The sequence below is a fragment of the Roseburia porci genome, assembly GCF_009695765.1.
Lineage (GTDB): Bacteria > Bacillota > Clostridia > Lachnospirales > Lachnospiraceae > Roseburia > Roseburia porci.
Map to the genome: position 1 here is coordinate 35,522 of NZ_VUNI01000010.1, position 23,790 is coordinate 59,311.

At 41.6% G+C, this 23,790-nt stretch carries 20 protein-coding genes; 1 reads left to right on the top strand and 19 read right to left on the bottom strand.

The window, feature by feature from the left end:
• Nucleotides 1-30: 30 nt before the first annotated feature.
• The 12 genes from nadA to argC all read right to left on the bottom strand — a co-directional run bounded on the left by nadA (nt 31) and on the right by argC (nt 13,145).
• Nucleotides 31-948, bottom strand: coding sequence for a quinolinate synthase NadA (gene nadA / locus FYJ75_RS07345; RefSeq protein WP_154429812.1), 918 nt, complete (start codon nt 946-948; stop codon nt 31-33).
• Nucleotides 949-961: 13 nt separating this feature from the next.
• The gene (nadC, locus tag FYJ75_RS07350; protein ID WP_154429813.1) at nt 962-1,813 is read right to left on the bottom strand and encodes a carboxylating nicotinate-nucleotide diphosphorylase; all 852 of its coding nucleotides are present in this window, start codon (nt 1,811-1,813) and stop codon (nt 962-964) included.
• Entirely contained in the window at nt 1,810-3,096 is a 1,287-nt protein-coding gene (locus FYJ75_RS07355; protein ID WP_328596886.1) for an L-aspartate oxidase, read from the bottom strand. Before FYJ75_RS07355 ends, nadC begins: the two co-directional genes overlap by 4 nt.
• 94 nt (nt 3,097-3,190) lie before the next feature.
• A complete protein-coding gene (locus tag FYJ75_RS07360; RefSeq protein ID WP_154429814.1) occupies nt 3,191-5,578 on the bottom strand; it encodes a DNA internalization-related competence protein ComEC/Rec2 in 2,388 nt (795 codons plus the stop codon).
• Nucleotides 5,578-6,561, bottom strand: a complete 984-nt coding sequence (locus FYJ75_RS07365; protein ID WP_154429815.1) for a GerMN domain-containing protein — start codon at nt 6,559-6,561, stop codon at nt 5,578-5,580. The genes FYJ75_RS07360 and FYJ75_RS07365 overlap by 1 nt, the downstream gene beginning before the upstream one ends.
• Nucleotides 6,562-6,570: 9 nt before the next feature.
• The gene (locus FYJ75_RS07370) at nt 6,571-8,013 is read right to left on the bottom strand and encodes a sensor histidine kinase (protein WP_154429816.1); all 1,443 of its coding nucleotides are present in this window, start codon (nt 8,011-8,013) and stop codon (nt 6,571-6,573) included.
• Between the two features lie 13 nt (nt 8,014-8,026).
• Nucleotides 8,027-8,719 (bottom strand): response regulator transcription factor, encoded by a 693-nt coding sequence (locus FYJ75_RS07375; protein ID WP_154429817.1) that lies wholly within the window; start codon nt 8,717-8,719, stop codon nt 8,027-8,029.
• Between the two features lie 31 nt (nt 8,720-8,750).
• A complete protein-coding gene (locus FYJ75_RS07380; protein ID WP_154429818.1) occupies nt 8,751-9,377 on the bottom strand; it encodes a ComEA family DNA-binding protein in 627 nt (208 codons plus the stop codon).
• Between the two features lie 116 nt (nt 9,378-9,493).
• Entirely contained in the window at nt 9,494-10,690 is a 1,197-nt protein-coding gene (locus FYJ75_RS07385; RefSeq protein WP_328596887.1) for an aspartate aminotransferase family protein, read from the bottom strand.
• On the bottom strand, nt 10,683-11,582 hold the full coding sequence (argB, locus tag FYJ75_RS07390; RefSeq protein WP_154429820.1) for an acetylglutamate kinase: 900 nt from the start codon (nt 11,580-11,582) through the stop codon (nt 10,683-10,685). Before argB ends, FYJ75_RS07385 begins: the two co-directional genes overlap by 8 nt.
• A 20-nt stretch (nt 11,583-11,602) precedes the next feature.
• A complete protein-coding gene (locus FYJ75_RS07395; protein ID WP_154429854.1) occupies nt 11,603-12,064 on the bottom strand; it encodes a GNAT family N-acetyltransferase in 462 nt (153 codons plus the stop codon).
• A gap of 25 nt (nt 12,065-12,089) precedes the next feature.
• The gene (argC, locus tag FYJ75_RS07400) at nt 12,090-13,145 is read right to left on the bottom strand and encodes an N-acetyl-gamma-glutamyl-phosphate reductase (RefSeq protein WP_154429821.1); all 1,056 of its coding nucleotides are present in this window, start codon (nt 13,143-13,145) and stop codon (nt 12,090-12,092) included.
• A gap of 343 nt (nt 13,146-13,488) precedes the next feature.
• Here argC and FYJ75_RS07405 point away from each other — a divergent pair, with 343 nt between their 5' ends.
• Nucleotides 13,489-14,715 (top strand): argininosuccinate synthase, encoded by a 1,227-nt coding sequence (locus FYJ75_RS07405; RefSeq protein WP_154429822.1) that lies wholly within the window; start codon nt 13,489-13,491, stop codon nt 14,713-14,715.
• Between the two features lie 68 nt (nt 14,716-14,783).
• Here the strand turns inward: FYJ75_RS07405 and FYJ75_RS07410 are convergent, their stop codons facing one another.
• The 7 genes from FYJ75_RS07410 to FYJ75_RS07440 all read right to left on the bottom strand — a co-directional run bounded on the left by FYJ75_RS07410 (nt 14,784) and on the right by FYJ75_RS07440 (nt 23,730).
• Nucleotides 14,784-16,457, bottom strand: a complete 1,674-nt coding sequence (locus FYJ75_RS07410; protein WP_154429823.1) for a putative ABC exporter domain-containing protein — start codon at nt 16,455-16,457, stop codon at nt 14,784-14,786.
• A gap of 3 nt (nt 16,458-16,460) precedes the next feature.
• Nucleotides 16,461-17,171, bottom strand: a complete 711-nt coding sequence (locus tag FYJ75_RS07415) for an ABC transporter ATP-binding protein (RefSeq protein ID WP_154429824.1) — start codon at nt 17,169-17,171, stop codon at nt 16,461-16,463.
• A gap of 110 nt (nt 17,172-17,281) precedes the next feature.
• Complete coding sequence (locus tag FYJ75_RS07420; protein WP_154429825.1) at nt 17,282-18,760, bottom strand: GH25 family lysozyme; 1,479 nt, start codon at nt 18,758-18,760, stop codon at nt 17,282-17,284.
• Nucleotides 18,761-18,791: 31 nt separating this feature from the next.
• Nucleotides 18,792-19,655 carry a DUF2225 domain-containing protein gene (locus tag FYJ75_RS07425; protein ID WP_154429826.1) on the bottom strand — a complete coding sequence of 288 codons (864 nt, stop codon included), beginning with the start codon at nt 19,653-19,655 and terminating at the stop codon, nt 18,792-18,794.
• 86 nt (nt 19,656-19,741) lie between these two features.
• Nucleotides 19,742-21,427 (bottom strand): glutamine--tRNA ligase/YqeY domain fusion protein, encoded by a 1,686-nt coding sequence (locus tag FYJ75_RS07430; protein ID WP_154429827.1) that lies wholly within the window; start codon nt 21,425-21,427, stop codon nt 19,742-19,744.
• Between the two features lie 95 nt (nt 21,428-21,522).
• A complete protein-coding gene (locus tag FYJ75_RS07435) occupies nt 21,523-22,818 on the bottom strand; it encodes a BMP family ABC transporter substrate-binding protein (protein ID WP_154429828.1) in 1,296 nt (431 codons plus the stop codon).
• 12 nt (nt 22,819-22,830) lie between these two features.
• On the bottom strand, nt 22,831-23,730 hold the full coding sequence (locus tag FYJ75_RS07440; protein WP_154429829.1) for a rhomboid family protein: 900 nt from the start codon (nt 23,728-23,730) through the stop codon (nt 22,831-22,833).
• Nucleotides 23,731-23,790: the final 60 nt, after the last annotated feature.

Sequence of the window (23,790 nt, forward strand, 5' to 3'; positions counted from 1 at the left end):
GAGATATGAAAAATCCCATGCCGCAGTTTTTTAACCGCCAAGTTCAACCATCCGGTGAATACATTTTCCTGCTCCATCCATAATATTCTGTGGAAGAACAATTTCTTCTCCTCCATTACCTTTCAGGCAATGATAAATATCCATCAGGGTTGTCACTTTCATATTCATACAGGTCAGCTGTACTGCAAGCGGATAAAACTGTTTATCCGGACATTCAAATTGCAGATGTTCCACAATGCTGTTCTCCGTGCCGATTATAAATTCCTGACTCTTGGATTTTCTTGCAAAATCCATAATTCCGGTTGTCGACCCAACATAATCTGCCAGCTGTACCACTTCTTTTCTGCACTCCGGATGCACCAGTACCAAAGCGTCCGGATGTTTTTTCTTTGCCCGCTCCACATCCTGAGGCGTTACAACAAGGTGCCTTGGACAGCCTCCTCTGTAAAACGCAAATTTTTTTTCCGGAATCCTGTCTGCAACATAACTTCCAAGGTTCGGGTCCGGAATAAATAAAATCTTGTCCTGCTCCAACGCTCTGCAGATCTTTTCTGCCGACGATGACGTCACACAGACATCACATTCTGTTTTAAGTTCTGAAGTCGTGTTAATATATGCAACTACCGCATACCCCGGATGTTCCTCTTTTAATCTGCGAAGCTCTTCTAAACTCATCTGTTCTGCCATCGGGCAGCCTGCCTGTGGATTGGCAAGCCATACCCGTTTCCTGGGGCTTAATATCTTGCAGGTCTCGGCCATAAAACGAACCCCGCACATGATCACACCCGACGCATCGCTTTTAGAAGCCTGAACACTCAGTCCATACGAATCTCCCATATAATCCGCCACTTCAAGGATCTCCTGTCCCTGATACGCATGTGCTAAAATGCATACGTTCTGTTCTTTTTTCATACGCAGGATTTCCTGCTGGATCTCTTGTATTGTCATACTGCTTTTCCTTTCACACTGCATGAAGATTTTTCATGGAAATATCCAGAATCGGTGCCGAATGGGTAAGTGCGCCACTCGAAACATAATCCACACCAATCTCACGGATTTTTTTAATATTTTCCCTGGTAATATTTCCGGAACATTCCGTCTTTGCACGGCCGTTGATCAGATCTATCGCCTGCTTCATCGTATCCGGAGTCATATTGTCAAGCATAATAATATCTGCGCCAGCTTCTGCAGCCTCTTTCACCTGCTCTAAAGTCTCCACTTCTACTTCAATCTTACGCACAAACGGTGCGTATGCCTTTGCCATCTGAATCGCTTTTGTAACGCTTCCGGCAGCGCCAATGTGGTTATCCTTTAAAAGAACGCCATCGGAAAGATTGTATCTGTGATTCTGACCTCCACCGACACGCACTGCATACTTTTCAAAAATACGACAGTTCGGTGTTGTTTTTCGGGTATCAAGAAGTGTTACGCTGCTTCCTTTTAACAGTTCCACTACTTCATGTGTATAGGTAGCGATTCCACTCATTCTCTGCAGATAGTTTAAAGCCACGCGTTCACCGGATAAAAGAACCCGGATATCTCCGGTCACGACTGCAAGCAGCTGCCCTTTTTTTACTGCATCACCATCTGCACATTGAAACTCAATCTGCGTATCCTCATCCAGAAGTTCAAATGTTCTCGCATACACATCAAGCCCCGCAATGATTCCATCCTGCTTTGCAATCAGATCCACGCTTCCCTTCTGTGCTTTCGGCATTACCGCATTGGTAGATACATCTTCACTCGTAATATCTTCCTCCAATGCCATCTGAATCAGTTTGTCCGCATGCAGTTTCATTGTTATTGTATTCATATTCTTACTCCCATCTTCTTAATTTCATTCCGCACCATATGATGATATCCGGAAAGTATCTCCTCCCGGTTCTCATATTGTTTCATGTCCGGTGTCTGTATCCGTGCATGATCCGGTCTGGTTCCAAAAATAATATCATCTGCTGTTCTTCTTGCAAATACCATGGATTCCAGAAGTGAATTGCTTGCAAGGCGGTTCTTGCCATGTACACCATTGCAGCTGGTCTCTCCACAGGCATACAGCCCTTTCATGGATGTTCTGCTTCCAAGATCAACCTGAATCCCTCCCATAAAGTAATGCTGTGCCGGCACAACCGGAATCGGCTCCTTTCTCGGGTCAAAGCCTTCTTCCAGACAACGCTCGTAAATATTCGGGAAATGTTCCATAATCGTCTTTTCTCCAAGAGGTCTCATATCCTCCCAGACAAAATCCGTTCCATCTTTCTCCATCTGTTTATAAATTGCCTGGCTTAAAAGGTCTCTCGGCTGAAGTTCTTCTGTAAAACGCTGGCCGTTTTTATCATAGAGTAAAGCGCCTTCACCTCTTACCGATTCGGAAATCAAAAATCTGCGGCCCGGCTTTTTGGAATATAACGTTGTAGGATGGATCTGTATGTAATCCAGATGTTCCACTGCAATTCCGTGTTTCAGTGCAATTCCAAGCGCATCTCCTGTAATATGCGGAAAATTCGTAGAATTGTGATAGAGGCCTCCCAGTCCGCCACAAGCCCATACGACATACGGCGCATAGACCGGATAAACCTGATCTTTTTCGTCCATCACAATCACTCCCTGACAGACATTGTCCTCCGCGATCAGATCAACCATCGTCATATACTCACAGATTTCTATGTTATCCCGTTCTCTTGCACGGTCCAAAAGCGTCTGTGTGATCTGCTTTCCTGTAATATCCTCATAAAAAAGGATTCTTGGCTTCGAATGAGCACCTTCTCTCGTAAACTCAAGTTCACCTTCTTCATTTCTGGCAAACGTCACTCCGCGGTTCAAAAGATCGCGGATAATTGTATTAGAACTTCTGATCATCAGATCTACCGCTCTTTTGTCATTCTCATAATGACCTGCTCTCATGGTATCTTCAAAATAGTCCTCGTAATCTTCCTCACCACGAAGCATACAGATTCCGCCCTGCGCCAGAAATGAATCTGACTGATCAGCTTCTTTCTTTGTGATCATAAGAACCTTTTTTCTTTCTGGAAGGTTCAGCGCACAGTAAAGTCCGGCTGCTCCGGTTCCAACTATAATGGCATCATAATACTCTTTCACTTTTATCCTCTTTCCGGTCTTTGCCGTTTTTATTACTCATTTTTTGCCATTATACTCTCAGTCATTACAACTGTCAAGACAGTTGTAATATATTTTACCATTCAGAAGTTGCAGACATCTTTTCTTCCACAAATCCTTCACACAGAAATTCTTTGTCTTCTCTTCGGATCGTCAGCTGACCGGATTTCATTGTATAAAAAACAGAACTTTTCACTTCCTTCAGACGCTGTATGGTTTCTTTGGCAGGATGACCGTAAGAATTATCCCTGGCGCACGAAACAGCCGTAATTTCCGGTCTGATCTGCTCCAGAAGCAACCCGGAATTTGATGTTTTTGATCCATGATGAACTGCTTTCAAAAATTGCACATGTGTAAGCTCTGCCTGTTCTGCCAGTACTTTCTCCCCGGTAGCCGGAAGATCTCCTGCAAACAACGCACGAAAATCCCCTTCTTCGTAATACAACACCTGCGATAGTATATTCCGGTCGTTATTGCAACCTTTGGCATATTCCTTTGTCGGGAAAATATTTTGCAGACAGGCATTCCCGATCTGTATCGTATCTCCGGCACCAAGCAGCAAGATCTCTGTCCGGTTATTCTGTGCTGCAATGCAGAGTTTGTCATACGCCTCATCCTTTGGCATTTCCTCTGAAATCACAAGATAATCTACAGGATAACCGCTCTCAAGCACTTCCAGCAGTCCTGAAATATGATCTTCATCGCCATGTGACACAAACCAGTAAGATATTTTCTTTTCTCCATTATATTTTAAAAATGGAAGAATACGATATTTACCAACCTCTTTTACACTCGTGCTCCCCCCGTCAAAAAAGCAGCCGGTTTCATCTCCGGTTCTCAAAAAAATCGCATCTCCCTGTCCAACATCAAGTACCGCAAGTTTCCATTCTTTTCGTGGTCCGGACAATATAAGCACAAAAAGCAGCACTACAAGTCCTCCTGAAAAAACGATCTGATTCTTTCTTTTCCGCTTTCTTCTGTTCCATAACAGGATTGTGCCAAACAGAACTGCATAATAAAGAAACAGCTTCCATTTGTCCGGTGCTCCACAGATATATTGTGCATTTGGAAGCTTTGCTGTCAGTCCACACAATCCTTCATACAGTTTCAATATAAGACTGCATGGAAGAAACAATACTCTGACCAATAACGACCGGTAGACCGGTATCTTTAAACTTTCAAGCAATATCCCGCATGTGCCCCCAAGAATACCAAACAGGATCATATAGGTTAACAGTGGAAGGACAAAAAAGTTTAAAAGCATCGCATACACCGGAACTTCATAATAATTACACGCCACAATTGGAACTGTCATAAGCTGTATTCCAAGGCTGGTAAATAAATTTTCTTTTAGCTTCTGTTTCCATGTTCTTTTACCTGTTTCTTCCGCTTTGGCAATACTGTGTCCAACAATTCCAATTCCCATGACCGCACCAAAAGAAAAGATAAATCCGGAATATTCAAACAGGAATGGATTTTCCCACACAAGAATCACTGCGAGGATTCCCATTGCAGTCAGAAGATCATAGCTTCGTCCGACAACAGCTGCAAAAAGGCATATCGCGAGCATTCCTACTGCTCTTTTTACCGATATTCCGTTTCCCGTCATTTGTGCATAGGACCATAACAAAAAGACGGATATCACTCCGGCTGTCAGATAAGTTCTTCCTCTTTTCCTTAAAAAGCGATAAACCGTAAGCCCGATCATGGATACATGAAGCCCTGATATTGCGAGAATATGCGAGATGCCACCATTCTGATAGAGCTGCCGGACTTCCTGATCCATCTCCGACTTATCCCCCAGGATCATTCCCGAAATCGTCCCTGCTTCTCTCTTGGAAAGATATTCTTTAAATATCCGTTCCATACGTTTTTGCAGCTGATACAGACCTTCCCGATACCGGTCAGCCTTTCCGTATACCTGATCAATTCTACAGGACTTAAGTGCATAATCAATCTTCTGGCTTGCATAGAAACTGGCCGGATCAAAATTTCCTTCGTTTCTGGCTTCGTCAAACATTTTTACTTTTGCATGAATAATAAGGATCTGACCGATCGAATAATCATCGGTCTGAAGATAGGCAATCACATCATTCGTTGATATGGTGCCTTTTGAAATGACTGCATAACAGTCTGTCAGATAATAAAGATATTGTTTGTTTTTATACTCTTTTTTGTACAGCGTTCCCCGAACCGTAACCGGCATTTGTTCTGTCATCTGTGACAGATACTGATCTTTGTATTCTATTTCATTTTCCGCATGTTCTGCTGCCATCAGGAACAAAAAGACGGCTATTCCGATCAGAAACAGCCGCCCTTTCCATCGTCTCCATTCGGTATGCGTACCTATGAAATAAACACACGCGGCCAGCATAAGCACAACTGCCTCCATCCGCTTTCCCATTCCCCACAGATTTCCAAGCAGATAGACACTCGCCATACAGAGTAATGGCCTTCTTTTCACTATTTTCCCCCTGTAGTGATCTGTGTTTCCTCCGTTCCTGCCTCAGGCTGTGAAGTCTCCTCCTGCGTATCCTGTACCACAATTGACTGGTCTGCCGTATACATGTTGGAAAGATCATACGTATAACGACATTTGCCTTTTGTATCTCCATTAATGGAAATCTGTACTTTATTGACCGTCTGCAGTTCGGTCAGTGAATCAACGATCGAATAAAGCACAACTGCCTCCGAAATCTCTGCATTCTGGTTTTTGAAAGCATCGTCCAGATTCACATAACAGATTCCATCCACTACGGAAATGGTGATCAGTTTTGTCTCCGATGGAATCGCAGACTGAAGTCCTTTGGTCTTTGGTCCCTCTAAAAGCTGTTCCATCACAAGTTTTTCCATAGAGATATTGGAGCTGTAGTGAACCACCCTGTTTTCCTTTTCCAGCTGTGTTCCATCCGATGAAGCAAAATACAAAGTCAGCGTCGTTGTAAGGCTTGTGTTGATCTGTTCTCCAGGGTTCTCAACAAAGCTCTCATTGTTCATTCCCCCGACCACTTTTCCCTCTGCGTCCTGCAGGTACTCGGAATTAACGGTAAATGCCACGTAGGAAATTCCCTTGATCTGAAGCAGTGTCCGGACAATCGCAGCCCTCGAAAGCACTTCCTCTGTTGGCGACATATCATGATATTCCTCACTGAAATCCACTGTCAAAAGATATCCGTTATAATCATATCCCTGAACCGAAACATCCTTTGGAATCACTCTACGGATATCATTTTCTTCCGGATCAGATGCCAGTTTATCCAGTAACTCTTCAATCTGACCCTCCGTATCCGATGCCTTCAGTTCATAATCCACCGGAACAATCTTGGTCACATCCATATTCAAATAAAACAGCTGTATTCCGCCACTTTTTTTGTTTCCTGCACACCCGCCAAGGATCATGGAAACAAGCATAGCCAGAATCAGACTTATACTTATCATTTTTTTCATATACGTCACCTATGCAATATAATTCAAAGGAATCCTTACATCAAAAGTTGTTCCTTCATTCAGCACACTATATACTTTGATTGCACCACGATGCATCAGAATCGAATTTCTGGTAATCGCAAGTCCCAGACCCGTTCCACCGATCTCTCTCGAATGTGATTTATCCACACGATAAAATCTTTCGTAAATGTGCTCTAACGATTCCTCTGGAATTCCAATTCCGGAATCTTCTACTTTGAGATAGAAATACTGATGATCCGCATTTAAAGAAACATGGACCCAGCCCTCTCCATCATTTTTGTTATACTTGATCGCATTTTCGATCAAATTGGTAAATGCAAGTGTAATCTTCACTTCATCAACCTCTGCACTTACCGGCCGGAAGCTTTCCAAAACAAGTTCCACCTTCTGCTTGTCTGCAATTGGCTGTAACCGTTTTAATATCTGCTCTAAAAGTTCATTGATATTCACGGTAGTGATATTCAGATCAGCCGCAGATTTATCCATTTTTACAAGCGAAAGAAGATCATTGATGATCTTTGTCTCACGCTCGATCTCATTGGTGATATCTTCCATAAATTCCTGATACAGTTCCACCGGAGCATCCGGCATACTGTTTAAAGAATCCGCCAATACTTTGATCGATGTCATCGGTGTTTTTAATTCATGTGACACATTGGATACAAATTCCTGTCTGGAATCATCCATTACTTTCATACGTCCAAGCATGGCATTAAACTTCTCGCAGATCTGAATCGTCTCTGTATAATCATTCACCTGAAGGCTGTCATCCCCATAACCGGTCTGGATTGACTCAATGGAATCCGATAATTTGTGAAATGGTTTTACCAGTCGAAGTGAAATCAGAATTCCGAAAAATGCGATTGCAACGCCTAAAACAACTTCAATGATCAAAGCGATTACCCGCAGATATTCGAGGTTCAACTCAATATTGTCTGTGGACACACTGATAACCATCACTCCAAGTATTGTATTTTTTTTATCATTGGGATCTGTGATTGGAATCGCCATCTCAATATAATGATTCTCAGAATCCACATTTGTAATCTCCTGTCCATTCAGACTCTTGATTACTTCTTCGGAAATGATCGTTTTGCCATCATCCAGATTGTATGTATCATGGATGATACGAAACGCGTCATTCACAATGATCACTCTTCCATCATAGATCGTCGTCAACATCTCGATCTGTGCATGAATGATATCGGATTCATCTCCATCAATATAATCACTGGTTGCAATCTGATTTGTCAGGATCTTTGCCTGACTCAGAATCTCGCTCTCGCGGATAGAAACTGCTCTTGATTCGTAGGACTTTAAAATTCCCACTCTGAGAATTATGCCAGGAACAATTGCCATAATTATAAAAATAATCATGAGCCGGCACTTAAAACTTTTGATAAATTCAATGAAACGTTTGCTTTTTGGCATGACAGGGTTCCTCTTATTTCTGACTGTAATAGTAACCTACACCCCATTTTGTGTGTACGTACTTTGGTTCACTTGGATTGATCTCGATCTTTTCTCTCAATCTCCGGACATGAACATCAACGGTGCGTACATCCCCGGGATATTCATATCCCCACACCATATTAAGCAGATTTTCTCTGCTGTATACTTTATTTTCGTTCTTCATAAGTAACTCAAGCAGATCAAATTCTTTTGTTGTAAGATTTACTTCTTTTCCGAGAATAAACATTCTCCTGCTTTCGCAATCCAATCGGATGTCTCCTTTTTCGATTACATTGCTGTTTGTTTCTTTGACTCTTGTACCCGATGTACGGCGCATGATCGCTTTAATCCTTGCTTTCACCTCAAGAATATTAAACGGTTTCGTGATGTAATCATCTGCTCCATACTCAAGGCCAAGTATCTTATCCATATCATCACCTTTTGCTGTCAGCATTACGATCGGCATATCTGAAAACTCACGAATTGCCTGGCACACTTCAAAACCATCCATTTTCGGAAGCATGATGTCAAGAAGAATCATATCATACTGATTCTCTTTCGCCATATTAAGCGCTTCTTCTCCATCATATGCGCAGTCGACATCCATTCCGTCCTGCTCAAGGCTGAAACGAATTCCTTTCACGATCAATTTTTCATCATCAACTACAAGAACTTTTTTTGCCATTTTCTGAACCTCATTTAATCATACTGTGGACTTAATCTCCAACAGAGATATAATCCTTAATTTTTGCGTACATGCCTTCCTTGATTCCAGATATATTCATCACATCCTCCGTCGACTGAAACATTCCCTGCTCCTGTCTGTATGCAATGATACTGTCTGCTTTTGATTCTCCGACACCCGGAATCGTCATAAGCTGATCTTTGGATGCTGTATTCAAATTAATTCTTCCGTCACTGGTCACGCCTTCTGCGGTTGTCTGTGCCTCACCGGAATTCCGATCCTCTCTTCCAAGTTCTTCTGCCTCTTCTGTTGTCGGAACATAAATCATTTCTCCATCCGAAACTTCTCCGGCAAGATTCCAGTATTCCGGACTTGCATCTTCTGTCATTCCGCCTGCCGCCTCAATCGCATCGCACACACGGCTTCCAGAAGGAAGCTCAAATACTCCCGGCGCAGCCACCTGACCACAGACATAAACATAACAGCTGACATTTTCATTGCCAGCCGTCTCTGTTTTTAATTCTTTCTTTTCCAATACTTCTGTTTCCGACTCGCTGTCCTGACGGACCAGTACAGCTTCCTTTTGTGAACAGGCGGTCAGTCCCGCAAGCATAAAAACAATAAGAATCCCAGTTAAACGATAAAATTTATTTGTCATATCTGACGCTCCTTTCCATCCAGGAAAGGAGTCTCAACGTCTGATATTTATTTTAACGAAAAATTACAAGTATTACAAGTATATTTCAATATGATTTATGATTTGTTCTGTCTTTTCTATGCTAACTGGTCTAATGTAAGTTCAAGTTTCTGGATCATTTCATCCACATGCTCTTTTTCGATCACAAGTGGCGGAACAAAACGAAGCACATTACTTCCTGCTGTAATCAGGATCAGTCCATTTTCCAAAGCCTTTGCGGAAACCTGACCAACCGGAATCTGGCATTCCACGCCCTGCATAAGGCCTTTTCCACGATGTGCCGTAAGACATGGATATTTTGCCACCAGCTCATCCAGCTTCTGTTCCAGATAAGGTGCAATTTCATTGACATGATCGATCACATGCAATTCTTCAAAAAGATCAAACACTTTGGATACTGCTGCGCCAACAAACGGATTGCCGCCATATGTTGTTCCATGATCTCCAGGTGCCAGAGACTTATCTGCCACCTTCTGTGTCATAAGAAAAGCTCCAACCGGCACTCCACATCCCAGTGCTTTTGCTGATGTCATAATATCCGGTTTCACATGATAATGCTGCCATGCAAACATCTTTCCGGTTCTTCCCATACCACACTGAATCTCATCCAGAATCAGAAGAATATCATTTTCATCACAGAGTTTGCGTACACCTTCTATGAATTCAGGCTCTGCCGGATAGATTCCGCCTTCTCCCTGAACGGTCTCCATAATGATTGCACAGGTCTTATCCGTAATCTGTGCTTTTACACTTTCCAGATCGTTATAATCCGCAAATTTCACTCCCGGAAGCAGAGGTCCAAAAGGCTCCTGATAATGCATATTTCCGGTTACAGAAAGTGCCCCGATACTTCTTCCATGGAAAGAATGGTTCATTGCGATAATCTCATGTCCTGCATGTCCGTCCCTTGTATATGCGTATTTCTTTGCAGCTTTTATCGCACCCTCGATTGCTTCTGTTCCACTGTTTGTAAAGAAAATACGATCCATCCCGCTTGCTTTTAAAGCTTTCTGTGCAGCTTCCATGGTCGGCACATTATAATACAGGTTGGATGTATGAAGCAGTTTATCAATCTGGTCTTTTAATGCCTGATTGTATTCTTTATTGCCATAGCCAAGTGCCTGAACTGCAATTCCTGCTGCAAAATCAAGGTATTTTTTTCCATCTGTATCATAAAGGTATACGCCTTCGCCATGATCAAGCACTAATGGAAATCTGTTGTATGTATGAAGAAGAGCCTTTTCTGCGCCCTCGATATAATCCTGTTTATTCACGATAGAAACGATCCTCCTTATCATCTAAGATAGCTGTACCAATTCCTTTATTTGTAAAGATCTCAAGTAAAAGACAATGTGCAATTCTTCCATCCAGAATATGTACTCTTGATACACCGTTTTCAATTGCATCAATACAATTGTTCAGTTTTGGCAGCATTCCGCCTCCAATATAGCCATCTTTTATGAGTTCACGTGCTTCTGATACCGTAAGTTCAGAAATCAGGGAATCCTTGTCATCCGGATCTTTATATACGCCTTCAATATCTGTCAAAAATGCCAGTTTTTCTGCCTCCACTGCTCTTGCGATCGCACAGGCTGCATCATCTGCATTGATATTATAAGAATTATAATGATCGTCCATACCAATCGGGCAGATAATCGGAAGAAAATCTTTTTCCAGAAGATCATAAAGAATCTTCGGATTTACTTCCGTAACATCACCGACAAACCCAATGTCTTCTCCATTCGATAATTTCTTTTCAACCTTTAAAAGGCCACCGTCTTTTCCACTGATTCCGATTGCATTTACACCAAGTTCCTGAACCATCTGTACCAAAGACTTGTTTACCTTATTTAAAACCATTTCTGCAATTTCCATGGTTGCTTCATCTGTTTTGCGGAGTCCGTTAACAAAAACCGGTTCCATTCCAACTTTTCCAACCCACTTGCTGATTTCTTTTCCACCGCCATGTACAATAATCGGTTTAAAACCTACCAGCTTTAACAATGTCACATCCTGGATCACATGTTTTTTCAGTTCTTCATCCACCATTGCTGATCCGCCGTATTTTACAACAATGATCTTGCGGTTAAAACGCTGTATATAAGGCAACGCCTCAATTAATACCTGTGCTTTTTCCATAACAGACTGCATATTCTGCTCTTCCATTTTCATTACTCCTTCTATAATTACTGATTGAACCGGGTGATATTTGCTTCATTTAACGTAAAATCATACGAATTGATATCATCACGGAATTCCCACCCTGCTTCTTTCCAGAAATGATTTCCGATCTCATTGCTCTTAAAGGCAATCAGAGATACTTTATTGATCTTTTCTTTCTGCAGGGCTCTCATGCACGCAACTACCATTGCTTTTCCAATTCCATGTTTGCGGTATTCCTCTAATACACAGACATGATACAGACATCCTCTTCTCCCATCATGTCCGCAGAGAATTGCTCCTACAACTTTGCCGTCCCATTCTGCGACAACACTTGTTGTAGGATTTCTTTTGAGGAATCGCTCTACGCCTTCCTTAGAATCGTCGATCGAACGGATTCCAAATCCATGAATGGTCATCCACATATTGTAAACCTGTTCATAATCATCCATCGTCATTGTTCTTATTTTATATTCCAAATTATCCATTGCTTCTATCTTTTCTTTCTTTTTATTACGGGAACATTGGAACCATTTCAAGGCCCTCTGTCTCCTTAAATCCAAACATCAGATTCATGTTCTGTACAGCCTGTCCTGCTGCACCTTTTACCAGATTATCCAAAGCACCCATCATTACGATTCTTCCGGTTCTTTCATCAATAACGAAGTTCACATCCACATAATTACTTCCCTCTACCCATTTTGTTTCCGGGCATACTCCCTTCGGAAGGACACGAACGAATTTTTCTTTTGCATAATACTTATCATATGCAGCCTTCACCTCATCGTATGTTGGAAGCGAGCCATCGGCTTTTTTCTTAAGTGTTGCATATTCTGTAGCAAGGATTCCACGGTTCATCGGAACCAGATGTGGTGTAAAGTTGATCAGAATCTGTTTACCTGCCGCATATCCAAGCTGTTCTTCAATCTCCGGTGTATGTCTGTGTGTAGCAACACCATATGCTTTCATATTTTCATTCACTTCACAGAATAAATTCTGTGTTTTTGCGCCTCTTCCAGCGCCCGATGTTCCGGACTTTGCATCAATGATCAATGTATCCGCATCGATCAGTCCCTCTTTTACAAGCGGATATGCCGTAAGAATGGAACAGGTTGTATAACAGCCCGGGTTCGCTACAAGTCTTGCTTTTTTCACAAGATCACGGTTTACTTCACACAATCCATACACTGCTTCTTCAATAAACTGTGGACTCTTATGCTCGATCTTATACCATTTCTCATAAGTTGCCACATCCTTGATTCTGAAATCCGCACTCAGATCCACAATCTTAGTTTTGCTTAAAATAGACTCATTTAAAACGCCTGCAAGAAATCCCTGTGGTGTTGCTGTAAAAATCACATCAACCTGCTCTGCAAGTTCTTCCATATTATCATCCATACATTTTGCATCAACAATTTCAAACATGTTACGATATATATCTGCATATGGCTGCTCTACATAGCTTCTCGAACCATACCACTTAATTTCCACTTCTTTATGATTCATCAATATACGGACAAGTTCTGCTCCCGCATATCCAGTCGCTCCAATAACTCCAGCTTTGATCATATCTAATCCTTCTTTCTCTGTATGTTCTGTCAGAAGCTCTGCCTCAGCAATTTACTTCCGGCATTATCTTCCTTCACTATAGCTCTTTCTTTCCTTATAGTAAAGAAGTTTTCTCTCAGCTTTCTTGTACATTGCATAATTATACATTCATTCATTTTAATATGCAACCCTGTTTTTACATTTTTATTGCATTTTTATATAATTGCTTGTTATGAAAGCTATTCTTTATTGCTCTAGTTGTGTATTTTTATTAAATATAAATGTATATTTTTTCGCTTGCATATTATTCATGATTGTTGTATATTGAATTTAATAACGATAAGAAAAGAAAGGAATCATCAAAATGAAAGAAAAAGTTGTTTTAGCATATTCCGGTGGTCTTGATACAACAGCGATCATCCCATGGTTAAAAGAGAATTATGATTATGAAGTCATCTGCTGCTGCGTTGACTGCGGTCAGGGAGAAGAGTTAGACGGATTAAACGAAAGAGCAAAATTATCCGGCGCTTCCAAATTATATATCGAAGATATTACAGATGAATTCTGTGATGATTATATTGTTCCTTGTGTTCAGGCAAATGCCGTTTACGAGAACAAGTATCTGCTTGGAACATCCATGGCCCGTCCTGGAATCGCCAAGAAATTAGTAGAGATTGCCTGCAAAGAAGGCGCTGTTGCAATCTGTCACGGTGCAACCGGAAAAGGAAATGATCAGATCCGTTTTGAGCTCGCAATCAAAGCTCTCGCTCCTGACATTAAGATCATCGCTCCTTGGCGTGATGACAAATGGAAAATGGATTCCCGTGAAGCAGAAATTGAATTCTGTAAAGCACATGGTATCGATCTTCCATTCTCAACCGATTCCAGCTATAGCCGTGACCGTAACTTATGGCACATCAGCCATGAGGGACTTGAACTTGAAGATCCTTCCAAAGAGCCAAACTATGATCACCTGCTTGTATTAAGTGTAACACCGGAAAAAGCTCCGGATGAAGGTGAATACGTAACCATGACTTTTGAAAAGGGTGTACCTACTTCCGTAAACGGAAAGAAAATGAAAGTATCTGATATCATTCGTGAACTGAACCGTCTTGGCGGAAAACACGGAATTGGTATCATCGATATCGTTGAGAACCGTGTTGTCGGTATGAAATCCCGTGGTGTATACGAGACTCCGGGAGGAACCATTCTTATGGAAGCACATCAGCAGTTGGAGGAACTTGTTCTTGATCGTGCTACCGCAGAAGTCAAAAAAGATATGGGAAACAAACTTGCCCAGATCGTATACGAAGGAAAATGGTTCACTCCACTGAGAGAGGCTGTTCAGGCTTTCGTAGAATCTACTCAGGAATATGTTACCGGTGAAGTTAAATTCAAACTTTACAAAGGAAATATCATCAAAGCCGGCACTACTTCTCCATACTCACTTTACAGTGAATCACTTGCAAGCTTTACAACCGGTGATCTTTATGATCATCATGATGCAGATGGCTTCATCACCTTATTCGGTCTTCCACTGAAAGTCCGTGCTATGAAGATGTTAGAGCTTGAGAAAGAGAAAAACAAATAATTTTCTTACATAATGCAAAATGCCGCTGATTCCATTCTTAAGAATCAGCGGTATTTTTCTGTTTGTTTTTATGCAGTGCCTTCATGTAAAAGTGAAGGATAAATAATAAAAAGTACAGCGCCAAGTATCAGATTAAACAGAATCTCAAGCAGCAATCCAATCTCAAGACTGATCAAAAGTGCTCCAACTGCCAAAATAATTACAATCACTGCAATCATAATAAATTTCAGAACAAGCTGCAACATACTCTTTACAATATCAAGTGCTGTAGCAGGGAATAACACTTCAAGCATCATTCCAACTGTGGAAAGCATAAAATCCATACTTACGATCATCACAAACCAAAGCATTACAATCCATGGTTTTTCCGGTGTCAGAACCACTCCGATGACCAGTGCCGGCAATACGTCCAATGCACAGGATACTGTTCCTGCTCCCATCGCTGCAAATACTTTGCGATACGGATTGTCTGGCACAAGAAACAGCCAGTTCATCGATGTTTCCGCCGCAATCGGATTCCCATAGTTTCGGAAAAATGCGATTCCTGTCAGAATTACTGCGATCACCGTAAATTCAGAAACATGAAGAATTCTCTCACAGAAAAGCGCCGTAACTACTGCTGCCGCCAGATAGGTGAGCATCGTATTCGTAAAAATTCCAAAACGGGCAAAACGTCTTCTGTTATACATTTCTTTCCAGAAAAACGCGCTTCCTCCCCATCCTTTCATTTCAGAATTTCTTGCAATTTTTTCGGAACGTTCTTTCTTATTGACGACACGGCCCTCCTGAGCTGCAATCATGGTATTTTCTCTGTCTGCCGCTCCGGAAAAAGCATCTTCATAGAAATCGGCTTTAATTCTCCAGATTCCAGCAAACATGACTGCCATAAGAAGCACAAGGAGTATTCCATAAATCAGCGATTCCAGTGCATTACCAGACACCGCCGCCATGATCATCCCCTTATACCATCCAATCAGAGGGATCACTCTTGTCCATTTTGCTCCAAATGTGCCCGCCATCGTCTGTTCCCAGTTCTGTCCGCTCTTCAGATATGCAGTTCCAACAATCACTGCAACAATTCCTGCGATCAGAATAATCAGCGGACGGACATATTTTTTCAGTTCTGTATAGGTTGCAGTTAACGTATAGCTGAGTACCGATACCAGCTTCTGTAATAAAAGAAGAAAGATCCATGCCAGGAAGATCGCAATGATCGCCATCCAGCTAATTCCCATATTTTGTCTAAGATTCGGAATCTGAAAAATCAGATAAAAAGAGCCAAGTATCGTCGTAACCATCTGAAATGTCAACCGAAACATCAGAACCGACTGTGGCTTTAACGGAGCTGTAAAAAGGAAATTCACATCTGCCATAAGGAAGATATCCGAGCCGTTTTTGCTTCCTCCGTATATTCCCCACAGCAAAAAGGCGATAAGTACAATTGGAATTCCAAACTCGAAGCACAGCTGCATAAATTGTGTATCCTCGAAGGTAAATTGGTTGTCATCCTCTGCACTCTCATCGGTATCCTGTTCTTCTTCCGTCCCGCTGTATTCCTCACTGGAATATTCGGTCTGATTCTCATTTTTGGAATCCACAATATCTGCAACAAGCCCTGCCGAAAATCCAAAAATCACTCCGATTGCTATGACTGCCACAAAGATAACAACAAACGTGCTCCGAAATATCTTCTTTAGGGAATTTAAAAATGTATGCCATGCGTAATATCCTACCATCTTCATACATTACACCCCTTCCTTCGGAGCTTCCGTGATCTCAAAGAAAATATCCTCCAGGCTCTTATCCGTCTCGCCGATATCCTTCCGGTCCACAGTTGCAGCAATCTGACCATCTTTCATGATGTACGTTGTATCCCACAGTTCTTCGATACTGTCGATCATATGCGTACTAACCAGTACACAGCATCCTTTTTCTTTCAGTTCTTCAAATACTTTCTTCAATTCTTTGATCGCATGAGGATCAAGTCCGATCATTGGCTCATCAAAAAGAATCAGCTGTGGTCTTGGAAGAAGTCCACAACAGATGCTGAGTTTCTGCTGCATTCCTTTCGACAGTTCATCACCGAACTTCTTTCGTTTATCCTGAAGTTCAAAGCGTTCCAGCAACTGCTCTTTATATTCTTTATAATCTTTTAACTTATACGCTCTGGCGATAAATTCAAGATGTTCATCAACCGTAAGGTTTGGATAAAGTGACGGAATTTCCGGGACATATCCCATATATCTTTTTGCTTCTACCGTTTTATTTGAACATCCATCAACGGTAATCTGTCCATCATACTTTAAAAAACCCATAATACATTTGATGATCGTACTTTTTCCAGCACCGTTTGGTCCTAACAAAATTCCAATCTGCCCATTATCAATCGTAAGATTGATATCATTGTTCGCAATTACTTTACGATACTTTTTTGTGACATGTGATACGACTAACATTGTGTGTTCTCCTCTTTCCATTTGTATTTATTTCTAACTACAAATATCATTGTATCACACACAATTCCTGTATGGTCTTAACATTGCCTTAACGAATACTGATTTTCTTATTATTGTGCAGTCGTAAGATAGCTTGAAATACAATACAGCGTCTGACCATTATATTCCACTCTGGACCATCCGAATTCCTCATTGATTCCTGTTCTTGTCACGGTTTCCCCATTCGTCAGAACCGCAGCCACAACAGCATCCGGGTTCGTAACACTTGGGATTGTCCTCAGATTTACTTCAATTTTGGCGGTTACAACATCATTACAGTCTGTGAATTTTGTCTTTAATCCGTCACCACTTCCACTGCCTTCCTGTCCTGCTGCCACATAATTTAAATCTGTAGTCAAATAACTGGATACTGCATAATATGTGGTTCCGTTATATTGCAGGCGTGACCATCCGCTGTCACTGATGCCAGTCCGCGTTGCGACATCGCCATTATTTAACGTAAGTTCCACCGTGCTGTCGGTATCCTGACTTGGAATATTTCTCAGATTTGCAGATTCTTTTGCTGTAACACTCTCGTTTACATCCTGAAACCTCATGGTTGCTTCCGGATCGGCACTTGCGGCATCCGGTGCTTCCCCGTCCTTTGCCTGTGCTGTTTCATCATATCCAAAATATGCCACATTCAGATCCACCGTAGTCCCAATGCCTGGAATAGTTCCCTGATTGGTATACTGCCACATTGCATGCGTTCCGGAATAACTGGAAGATGCAGTATCCGGATATGGTGCTTCCGGGTACTGGGCAACCCATATTTTATAACTGTTTTGTATTGCATCAAGGTTCCAGTCCGCACTATCCTGCAACTCTCCGGATGCAGCATAAAACATCGGTGTGTAACCTTTTTGATAGATTTCATCCATAAATGCAACCGCTAATCCGGTACGTTTTTCCCTGTCTAATCCGGACTGACGGCTGTCTGGATCCTGGAATCCTTCACAGTCAAAGGCTACTGGATACGTGATCTGATATTGTGAAATATAGTCAGCGACCCAGTCCGCCTCTTCCTCTGCTTCCGCTTCTGTGATTGCTGATGAGAAAAAGTATACACCTATTTTGATTCCATTCGCCTGTGCTTCCTGCATATTGTACTTGGCATTGGTGTCGACACACATTTCCCCTGTTTTCTGCGTCCGATATCCCACACGAATCATTGCAAAATCAATTCCCGATGCAGCAACTTTACTCCAGTCGATGGTTCCCTGATATTTTGCGACATCAATCCCAAGCGTAATCTGATCATTTTCCGCAGCACTGCTCGCAGTCAAAATAGCACTTGCATCAACCTGGGCACCGCTTTCCTGCCCCATTGATCCATTTTCCGGATCATCTGTATCCTGCTGTTTTGTATCCTGCTCCGTAGTCAGATCTCCCACGCTGCCCATCGGATCTTTATTCTTCTTTTGCATCCAGATTCCAGCCAAAAGCGCGGCTCCGACAAGTACAATTATCACAACTGCTATTATAATCCGGGTAATATTGCGAGAACCATAAGTAGAATCATCTAGTGAATCAAATCGTTTTTTTTTCATTACAGCCTCCTCAAAATACGTTTATTCTGAATTATTGTTCTTCTTTTTTCAAAGCTTCAATAATCTCTTCTTTCATATCCAGTGCTTTGTCTTTCATCTTGCTGCTGGCTGTACGTGATACAAGGATCGATGAGATCATCTTAGACGCAATATCATATTTCTTCAGGCGGAATGCCATAGCTGCCAAAAGACAGTCTAACGTGTTCTGATCCATTCCACAGATTGGATACATTTCATTGGCAATTGCCTCAACGAATCCATCATAGGCTTTCTCATAAAATTCATCTGCTTCTTTGACGCAGGCAGCCTTTTTCTCCAGTGTCTTTTCATCTTTTCCTGTCAGTTCCTCATTCTGTTCATATAACATCCATGCAAGTTTCAGACAGGTATATGCCTTTTCACTGATCTTGGCTTTTTTAACGATCGAATTATACAAAGATAATTTGTAACGTTCTACCGCTGTATCATAATCATATGCTTTCAGCTCTTCTACATTCAATGCATTATGCGCATTAAATTTATCACAGACATTCTCCTTGATCAGTTTTCTCTGCAGGCTGGACATGGAATCAAAATATCTGCTCATTGCGGTATAACCACAGTTTGGACATGCACAGATATCATATTTCAGAGTGTCGATATAATAAAATCTCGGTCTCAGATCCATATCCGGTTCTTTTCTTCTAAGTCTTCCCGATTTTACAGAAATCATTTTAAATTTGTGTTCGCACACCGGACACTGAACACTCTTCAGCAATAAAAATTCTGTTTCTTCCGGAATCTTTTCTTCCTTTTTTACAACCTCTTTTTCCACTGGTTTCTCATCTTTTTTCTCGTAGATCTGCATCTCATCCGCCTGCAGTCCAAATTTTTCTAACCCTGTTAATAAACTCATATACATCCCTTTCTTTATGATCAAATCAATACTTTTCCAAGAAGTAAAAGAGATTCCAGTTCCCCCGGAATCTCTTATCTCTATTCTTATGCATTTGCTTTTGGAAGCTTAAAGGAACTCTTCAGAGAAACAACTCTGTTGAATACCGGCTGTCCTGGTTTGGAATCCTTGCAATCTGCACAGAAGAATCCCTGTCTTACAAACTGAAAACTCTCATATGGTTTTGCTTCCATAAGTGCCGGTTCCACCATACAATTTTCAAGTACTGTAAGCGAATTTGGATTCAGATTCAGACTTCCGTCTTCATTATACACTCCAAGTTCTTCGTTTACAATGTTTTCGTAAAGACGAACCGTTACCGGTTTTGCATATTTTGCAGAAACCCACTGGATCGTTCCTTTTACCTTACGGCCATCCGGGCTGTTTCCACCCTTTGATGCTGGATCATACGTACAATGGATCTCCGTAACATTTCCATTCTCATCCTTTTTGAAACTCTCACATTTTACAAAATATGCATTCATCAGACGTACTTCATTACCTGGGAACATACGGAAATATTTCTTTGGAGGATTCTCCATAAAATCTTCCCGATCAATGTAAAGTTCTTTTGTAAACGGAACCTCTCTTGTTCCAAGCTCCGGATTCTCAAGATTGTTTGTTACTTCCAGCTGTTCTACCTGATCTTCCGGATAATTGTCAATAATTACTTTAACCGGATCAAGAACTGCCATCATACGAGGACGTTTCATCTTCAGATCCTCTCGGATGCAGTACTCTAACATTGCATAATCTACAGAACTGTTTGCTTTGGAAATTCCACAAAGCTCCACAAAATTGCGGATTGATTCCGGAGTAAATCCTCTTCTTCTAAGCGCAGCAATCGAAACCAGTCTCGGATCATCCCATCCATCTACAATTCCTTCTTCTACCAGACGCTTGATATAACGCTTACCGGTCACAACGTTGGTAAGATAAAGCTTTGCAAATTCAATCTGCTTCGGGGTATCATCTTCGTTCTTCTTATATCCAAGTTCTGTCACAACCCAGTCATATAATGGTCTGTGATCTTCAAACTCCAATGTACAGATAGAATGTGTGATTCCTTCAATTGCATCTTCGATTGGATGTGCAAAATCATACATTGGGTAAATGCACCATTTATCTCCGGTTCTGTGATGTGTCATATGCGCTACACGATAGATAACAGGATCTCTCATATTAATATTGGACGATGTCATATCAATCTTAGCACGTAACACCATTGTTCCGTCCTCAAACTCGCCATTCTTCATGCGTTCAAACAGATCCAGATTCTCTTCTGCGCTTCTTTCCCTGTTTGGATCATTCTTTCCAGGCTCTGTCAGTGTTCCGCGATACTCTCTGATCTGCTCTGCTGTCAGATCCGATACATATGCTTTGCCGTTTTTGATCAGTTTTACAGCAGCTTCATACATCTGGTCAAAATAATCAGAAGCAAAGAACAGTCTGTCTTCCCAATCTGCCCCAAGCCATTTTACGTCTGCCTGAATGGATTCCACGAATTCCACTTTCTCTTTCGTTGGATTTGTATCATCAAAACGGAGATTAAACTTACCGCCATATTTCTTTGAAAGTCCATAATTTAAAAGGATCGACTTTGCATGTCCGATATGAAGATAACCGTTTGGTTCCGGTGGGAATCTTGTAACGACAGACTCACAGTGTCCTTCCGCTAAATCCTTTTCTATGATCTGTTCAATAAAATTTTTGGAGACTGCTTCGTTTTCCATTGCCTCTCTTCCTCCTGTTGCTAATATTTTTTAATTATAGAGTGCGTACGAAGCTTTGTCAACCTGCCCACAGCTCTGCCATTTTTGTTTCTGCTTTATTCTTCCACAGTTTCTTCTGCGTTTAATTCCGTGATTCCATCAATGCGAAGTGTAAAATACGGTGCTGACCGGTATTTTGACTCCGCAAAATACGTACATCCATCCTCCGATGTAATTGCCTCCACAGTTTCTCCCGGATAGACCACCTCTCCATTCTCTTCATTCAGTAAAGAAAGATCTACTTTTGCTTCTGAAACACTCCCGCCGCTCACGGTAAATGTCGATGTGTCAAAAACTTTACATGTTCCATCTGAGATTGCTGCTTCAATTTCTTCGACTTTCGCTTCAGTTCCATCCGCAGTCTCCGGTCCGAGCTGCGTGATCTTCACTGCATTTTCAGCATATCCACCGCACCAGTCCTGCGGAAGTTTTTCCTTATGTAATGCCTTTTTAAAAAGTTCAAGATAATATGTTTTCCAGTTGCTTACTGCACTTGTCAGGGAAGCCGTCGGTGCAGTCTCTGACAGATCTGCGTTGCAACCCACATAATAAATAATCTGTCCCGCATCTTTTCTTGCCTGGATTGCTGCCGGAACTCCGGTTGATCCATCGTGCTGTCCAATGATCACGCATCCCAGATTCATAAGTGTGTCTGCTGCTGTTGTCTCAAGTTCCATATCATAATCCGTATGTGTATACTCGACATTCATGACCACATTGGAAACCACAGATTTTATTCCCAGATAAAAAGCGGTATAATCGGAAACATTCTCTGCATCCGGATAAGAACCTACATATCCGATCCGGACTCTACCCTCTTCATCCATACTTCCTTCCGGAATCTGATTGCCTTTTAGCATTTCCTCCAGTTTCATGCCTGCAACCACACCAGATACATATCTTGCTTCATAAATATCGGTATATGCGTTGTAAAAATTATCGATCTGCGAAATCGCCGCATAATCTCCTCCTATACATACAAAGTTTACGTCCGGAAACTTTTCTGCGGCTTTCTTTATGTAATCCTGATGTACTCTGCTGTTTGCAATGATCAGACTGCATCCATCCTCTGTAAGCGACTTTGCTGCATCATAGCAGACATCCGATCCATCAATTCTGGTCTTCCATTCAATATTATTTTCTGATATTCCAAGTTTCTTTGCTGCTGCCTGAATGCCATTAATATGAGCTTTTGTATAGCTTTCTGTTTCATCGCCATTTAAGATCACACCAACTTTAAGTTCTGGCAAAGCCTCTTTCTTTCTGACATTTGCCCGTTCAGCCTGAATGCTTCCTTCTAATAATGCTGCGAATAACACAACGACCAGCAAAGCACTTACGAATCTCTTCATTCTGATACTCTCCTAATTCATTCGTTTTACATGCTTATGTGTAAACAGATGATCCTGACAGTATTCATAATTGCCCTCACACTTTGAACAATAACGGAATACCAGATTTGGATCATCTAACTCCGTGCGGCCACAGATTGCACATTTATGTTTGCTGATTCCAGATCCCGGTCTTGGTTCAGCTGCAAACTGCGCACGAAATTCTTTCTGTCTTTTCTTTTGTTTTCTTGAGACACGCTGTTTTGTAAAATAAAAGAAAAGTCCAAGGTTGATCAGTGCAAACACAATCTGGGCACTTAGCACAACTCCCATGATCATACCAACATTATGCCCAAGAACAGAGCCAAACTGGCTTCCAACACGGAAATTTTCGTAAATCTCATAAGCCAGATCTGCGAAATAAAGAGCCAGCATCCATTTCATTTTAATCGGCAAAACAAAATACAGATTCACGGTCGCATCCGGCATGCATAATGCAAGCGCCATAAACGTGGTCAACAGTAAATAATAGGTCGTCAGGCTGACATTCACGCCGGAAAGTCCGGTCAGAAGATAACATACAAAATATGTGATGAGACCTCCAATATCACTGAGAATGATTCCACCTATGAAATAAACATTCATCTTAAAACTTCCAAAGATCTGTTCCAGTGTGTGTCCCATCGGAATCAGGCAGATCAGAAACAGCAATGTGAAAACAAGTTTTCCTGACGGTGGAATCAGAATCCATGTCACAAGCCTCCAGATCTGACCATGTAAGATCGCATTGACATTGAATGTCAGGAAATCAAACAGACCACTTGCAAGATAACTGATTGCATAGCCGATCAAAATTGCAATGATCAGATATCTGTGTATATCCGGGATTGCATACCTTCCCCATTTTCGCTCTAATTTATCCATCCAGTTCATATAATCTCTCCTGTCCAGCAACGTTATGATGCTGTTTTAAAACGTATTTTATGCAGATTT

Bases quoted from the DNA above. Each gene is read 5' to 3' on its own strand.
- FYJ75_RS07405 (WP_154429822.1), top strand. From the start codon at position 13,489: ATGAAAGAAAAAGTTGTTTTAGCATATTCCGGTGGTCTTGATACAACA.
- FYJ75_RS07380 (WP_154429818.1), bottom strand. From the start codon at position 9,377: ATGACAAATAAATTTTATCGTTTAACTGGGATTCTTATTGTTTTTATG.
- FYJ75_RS07420 (WP_154429825.1), bottom strand. From the start codon at position 18,760: ATGAAAAAAAAACGATTTGATTCACTAGATGATTCTACTTATGGTTCT.
- FYJ75_RS07415 (WP_154429824.1), bottom strand. From the start codon at position 17,171: ATGTTAGTCGTATCACATGTCACAAAAAAGTATCGTAAAGTAATTGCG.
- FYJ75_RS07425 (WP_154429826.1), bottom strand. From the start codon at position 19,655: ATGAGTTTATTAACAGGGTTAGAAAAATTTGGACTGCAGGCGGATGAG.
- FYJ75_RS07435 (WP_154429828.1), bottom strand. From the start codon at position 22,818: ATGAAGAGATTCGTAAGTGCTTTGCTGGTCGTTGTGTTATTCGCAGCA.
- FYJ75_RS07370 (WP_154429816.1), bottom strand. From the start codon at position 8,013: ATGCCAAAAAGCAAACGTTTCATTGAATTTATCAAAAGTTTTAAGTGC.
- argB (WP_154429820.1), bottom strand. From the start codon at position 11,582: ATGGAAGAGCAGAATATGCAGTCTGTTATGGAAAAAGCACAGGTATTA.
- FYJ75_RS07395 (WP_154429854.1), bottom strand. From the start codon at position 12,064: ATGGATAATTTGGAATATAAAATAAGAACAATGACGATGGATGATTAT.
- FYJ75_RS07375 (WP_154429817.1), bottom strand. From the start codon at position 8,719: ATGGCAAAAAAAGTTCTTGTAGTTGATGATGAAAAATTGATCGTGAAA.
- nadA (WP_154429812.1), bottom strand. From the start codon at position 948: ATGACAATACAAGAGATCCAGCAGGAAATCCTGCGTATGAAAAAAGAA.
- FYJ75_RS07410 (WP_154429823.1), bottom strand. From the start codon at position 16,457: ATGAAGATGGTAGGATATTACGCATGGCATACATTTTTAAATTCCCTA.
- FYJ75_RS07365 (WP_154429815.1), bottom strand. From the start codon at position 6,561: ATGAAAAAAATGATAAGTATAAGTCTGATTCTGGCTATGCTTGTTTCC.
- argC (WP_154429821.1), bottom strand. From the start codon at position 13,145: ATGATCAAAGCTGGAGTTATTGGAGCGACTGGATATGCGGGAGCAGAA.
- nadC (WP_154429813.1), bottom strand. From the start codon at position 1,813: ATGAATACAATAACAATGAAACTGCATGCGGACAAACTGATTCAGATG.
- FYJ75_RS07440 (WP_154429829.1), bottom strand. From the start codon at position 23,730: ATGAACTGGATGGATAAATTAGAGCGAAAATGGGGAAGGTATGCAATC.
- FYJ75_RS07430 (WP_154429827.1), bottom strand. From the start codon at position 21,427: ATGGAAAACGAAGCAGTCTCCAAAAATTTTATTGAACAGATCATAGAA.